The sequence below is a fragment of the Psittacicella hinzii genome, assembly GCF_003585885.1.
In the GTDB taxonomy this organism is placed as follows: domain Bacteria; phylum Pseudomonadota; class Gammaproteobacteria; order Enterobacterales; family Psittacicellaceae; genus Psittacicella.
Map to the genome: position 1 here is coordinate 1 of NZ_NRHC01000036.1, position 3,866 is coordinate 3,866.

A 3,866-nucleotide genomic window follows, 5' to 3' on the forward strand; every position below is an offset into this window, starting at 1 on the left:
GATCTGAGGATCTGAGGATCAGAGAAGGTTATAAGTTTCTGTGTCTTTGAGGTTTAGAAAAGTTTTGTGGTAACGGTGAAAGTAAAATTTTATCCAAAGTTAAGCCCCTAAGAAGTAAGGTCTTAGGGGCTTAACTATTTGTATTATTTGGATAGATTGAGTTAACTACTCAATATTTTGAATTTGTTCACGCATTTGCTCGATGTAAGTTTTTAAATTAATCGCGCGATTGATGATGTTAATATCGGTTGATTTTGAGCAAATAGTGTTAGATTCACGGTTAAGTTCTTGCATTAAGAAATCAAGTTTACGACCAACTGCTTCTTTGCTAGTTAGAAGTTTGGTAATTTCACAATAGTGTGAATTTAAACGATCAATTTCTTCTTGGATATCACCTTTTTGTGCAAGAAGTAAAACCTCTTGTTCCATGCGGATAGGATCAATTGTTGCGTTTTCAGATAACTCTTTAACGCGTGCTACTAGTTTAGTGTAGATTTGATCTTTATTTGCGCGAGCATACTGGCAAATTTCTGCAGTAATTTGTTTCATGTTGCATAAACAAGTCTCAAGCACTTCGTGTAAACGCTTACCTTCGTCTTGACGTGTTTGCTCAAGTTGGCTCATTGCTTGTTCAAATGATTTTAATAACTTCGCTTTGAACTCATCACTAAACTCATAGCCATCGTTACCTGTAAACGCAGGGTTAGATAGAACATTATCTAAGTTGATATTAAGATGAGCTTTACCATCTAAGCCTTGGTTAAAAACATTTGATGTACGTTGGAAGAACTCAACTAAAGTATTTAACTGTTGATCAGAAATCTCTAAAGTGCTTTTTAAGCTACGGTTTTTAAAGAAAACAGAAACATCAGCTTTACCACGACGAATGCGGTCTTTAGCAATAGTGCGGAGGTCAAATTCAACACATCTTAAGCTTTCAGGTAGCTTAATGATCATATCAAAGAAACGGTGGTTTAATGTTTTGATTTCCCAAACAATTTGGTAATCACCAATGATTACTTCGTGAGAAACAAAACCGGTCATGCTACGTAACATAATCTTACCTTAATACTCAATTTATTTATTAGTAGTTAAGAAACGCTTTTATCCTTTCTTAGCTGTGGTTATTATATCTTGTTTTGAGGGGAAAAGTGAGGGGAATTAATAAATTCAAGTTAAAATTCACGCTTTAGTTACTTTAGCATGGTTAAGACCCATAAGACTACTCAACTATTAACCAAGTTTGGCTAGTAAAAGCTAGAATTTGATATGCAACACACAGGGGACTTCTGTAGATACATAAACTTAGTAGTTGTATTAGAGATCAGTTGTTTACTCTTGATTCTAAATCAATGTGTTTGGTTAAAAAGTGTAGGTAAGGCAGGTAATACTGGTAGGAATGCAGGTAAGAATACCGATAACGGGCGTATAAAGTAAAGTTACACACAAAGGTATACACAAAGTGTCTGTATAAAGTGTATAGAACGTAAGAACGAAAAGATGTTAAGTGTAGTGAAAATTATATAAAAATAAGGACCCCTTGATTGTGGGGATCCTTATCAAAAAAATAATATGTAATCATCATATGATGTCATCATATGATAGAATGAAACATTCGTTAATATAGTGACATATTAACATATTTTTTTACAAAAATCAAAGTTTTGAGCTCTATAAAAAAGCTGTTGTGCAGTGCTAAGTTAATTAGATTTTATAGGATAGACTTATTCTTGTGATTGTAAAAGAAGAATATAAAATTAAGGATCCCTTGGTTGATGTGGTCCTTATAAATAAAAAATAGGAAGTATCATTTCATTTTCATGATACTTCCTATAATATATAATTATGTAATTATCATATGATGTAATCATATGAAACAATTCGTTAATATTATTTTAACATATTTTTTATAAAAATCAAAGATTTGAATTTTATAAATAAAGCTGTTGTGCAGTGCTAAGTTAATTAACTTTTACAAGATAGACTTATTCTTGTGGTTGTAAACCAGAAGAGCGTAAAATTAAGGATCCCTTGATTTATGGGGGCATTATAAATAAAAAAATAGGAAGTATCATCTTAATAAATTATGATACTTCCTACATATATCAATATTATATATTATTATATGAACATACTTATTTTAACATATTTTTTATAAAAATCAATGTTTTGAATTTTATAAAAGGGGGAAGAACCAAATAATTAAATAATCTTGTTTAGACATACTATATTATTTGGGTTGTTATGACAATATATGGTATAGGCATAACATAATGTATGAGGTGACTTTCAAATGTTAACATATCAAAGTAAACAACATTTGAAAGTCACCTTGTATTTCGTATATAAGAAATTTTAGGAGATAGATTTTAGGATTAATTCCATAATAAAGTTTAATACAGATACCCCTAGCTGAATTGCAAATACAATGCAGATAAGATTTACCAATCTCTCTGTTGTAACTTTCTTATCAAAATAATTAACTAATTTTTTTAATTTGTTAATAACCGTCTCCATATTATTTTATCCTTAGATGGTAGAATATAGTTTGTTATTTTTGTACTAATATTATACTATAGAAGAAATTCAATTACTTAAAAATCTCTCTTTAAATGTGTGATAAATAACATCTTTCTTAAAAGGGAGGTAATATGATTTTAATAGATTTTATCTACGTTAATTCAAAATAAATATATACATAAAATAAATATATTTAACTTCAACTGAAATATTTTGTAAAAATAAACGTATGCGCTTTACAGCGAAAAAAATAAATTTGCTGTATTAGATAATACTTTATTTAACATTTAGAACATATAGAAAAGATTATCTATTTAATTTTCTAAGTAGGATATGAACATATGCACTATATGGAAATCGAAGAAGAGTTTAGTGCATTAAAGATAGTATATTAAAATAAGGATCCCTTAGTTAAAGGGATCCTTATAAATAAAAAATAGGAAGTATCATTTTATCAAATTATGATACTTCCTAATATAATATCAATATATTATAATAATTTTGTTATATAAAATTTATAAGATAATTGTAACATATTTTTTTACAAAAATCAATATTTTGAATTTTGTAAAAGAGGAAATAATGAAATAATTAAATAATCTTGTTTAAGAGATACTATATTATTTGGATTGTTATGACAATATATGGTATAGGCATAACATAATGTATGAGGTGACTTTCAAATGTTAACATATCAAAGTAAACAACATTTGAAGGTCACCTCGTATTCCTTATATAAGAAATTTTAAGAGATAGATTTAAGGATTAGTTGCAGAATGAAGTTTAATCCAGATAGTCCTAGTTGAATCACAACTAAAATGCAAATAAGATTTACTAATTTCTCTGTTGTAACTTTTTGCTCAAAGTAATTAACTAATTTTTTTAATTTGCTAATAACTGTCTCCATCTTATTTTTATCCTTAAGGTAGTAGAATGTTGTTTACTATTTCGTACTTATATTATACAACACAAGAAATTTAATTACTGGAAAATCTTGCTTTAAAGTTGTGATAAATAATAGCTTTTTTAAGGGCGGCGTAATGTGATTTTAATAGATCTCATCTATGTAAATTTAAAATAAATTTATACATCTTATAGATATATTAGGTTAAACTTAACTATTTTGTAAAAATCATCGTAAACAATTTACATTTATAAAAGCTAATTTACTTTATTAATAAACTTTACCTAGTATTTAGAAAATGTTTAGAAACATATTCATACTCCCGCAACAGTATTTAAACATAGGAATATATTGCTATATGGAAGAATATAGCGTGGTAAAGATAACAAATTAAAAATAAGGATCCCTTGAATGAGAGATCCTTATAAAAAATTAGGTAGTA

The 3,866-nt window shown here is 27.7% G+C and carries 1 protein-coding gene; it reads right to left on the bottom strand.

Annotated features, from left to right (window positions below; all coding sequences use genetic code 11):
• Positions 1–165: 165 nt before the first annotated feature.
• Positions 166–1,056 (bottom strand): YicC/YloC family endoribonuclease, encoded by an 891-nt coding sequence (locus CKF54_RS03045; RefSeq protein ID WP_222987489.1) that lies wholly within the window; start codon positions 1,054–1,056, stop codon positions 166–168.
• Positions 1,057–3,866 lie beyond the last annotated feature (2,810 nt).

What these genes read in the sequence shown, in the direction of transcription:
- CKF54_RS03045 (WP_222987489.1), bottom strand. Translation starts at nt 1,056, where the DNA reads ATGTTACGTAGCATGACCGGTTTTGTTTCTCACGAAGTAATCATTGGT.